Annotated in this window: 1 protein-coding gene; it reads right to left on the reverse strand. The window is 65.1% G+C overall.

Annotated features, from left to right (window positions below; genetic code table 11):
• Window positions 1–23: 23 nt before the first annotated feature.
• On the reverse strand, window positions 24–1,005 hold a 982-nt coding region (locus OO25_RS22040; RefSeq protein ID WP_040183002.1), incomplete at its 5' end, for a methyl-accepting chemotaxis protein.

The following is a 1,005-nucleotide window of genomic DNA, read 5'->3' on the forward strand; positions in this document are numbered from 1 at the left end:
GGGGCTGGGGGCGTTTGGCGGGATCAGAAATCCTGCCAGATGTCCTTGGCGGCATTGCCACTGCTGCTGGCAGCGGCCGGTGCCGGCTTGGGTGTGACCGCTTCGATGTCCCAATCATCGCCATGGGCACTGGGGGCGGCACTGGGGGCGGCGGGGGGAGTATCTTGCGCGGCAACCTGGATCTGAGCCGGCGCCGGCGCCGCTGCGGATTTGCGAACCGGCGCCGCTGCCTGCCGCCCGCCCGCTGCCACGCGGAAATGCGCGACCAGGTCGGCCAGTTTGCTGGCATCCGCATTCAGCATGTGCCCGGCGGCGGTGGCCTCTTCAACCATGGCGGCATTTTGCTGGGTGACCTGATCCAGCTGGGTCACGCCGGTGTTGATCTCATGCAGGCCGGTGGACTGCTCGCTGGCACCGGTCGCAATGCCAGACACCAGTTTCGAGATATGGCCAACCCGCTCGACGATGCTTTGCAGTGCATCGCCGGTCTTGCCGACCAGATCCACGCCGCGCTCCACCTGTTTGGTGCTGTCACCGATCAGCGTCTTGATCTCCATCGCCGCATCCGAAGAGCGCTGCGCCAGGGCGCGCACCTCGCTGGCAACCACCGCAAAGCCTTTGCCAGCCTCACCGGCGCGCGCCGCTTCCACCCCGGCATTGAGCGCCAGAAGGTTGGTCTGGAAGGCGATATCGTCGATCACCCCGATGATCTGCGAAATATGCGTCGAGGATTGCTCGATCTCGGTCATGGCAGAGACTGCGCTCTGAACCACTTCACCGCTGGTTTCGGCTTCCTGCTTGGCCTCCTGCATGATGCCTTCGACGCTGCGCGCGCCTTCGGCGGCGGATTTCACGCTGGCCGTCATCTCGTCAAGGGCGGCTGCGGTTTCCTCCAGCGTGGCGGCCTGGCTTTCGGTGCGGTTCGACAGATCGTCGGAGGCCTGGCTAATTTCATTTGCGCCACTGCGAATGCTCTCGGCGGTGTCGATCACCTGGGTCACGGTC

The organism is Phaeobacter sp. S60 (assembly GCF_000826845.1).
Lineage (GTDB): Bacteria > Pseudomonadota > Alphaproteobacteria > Rhodobacterales > Rhodobacteraceae > Phaeobacter > Phaeobacter piscinae.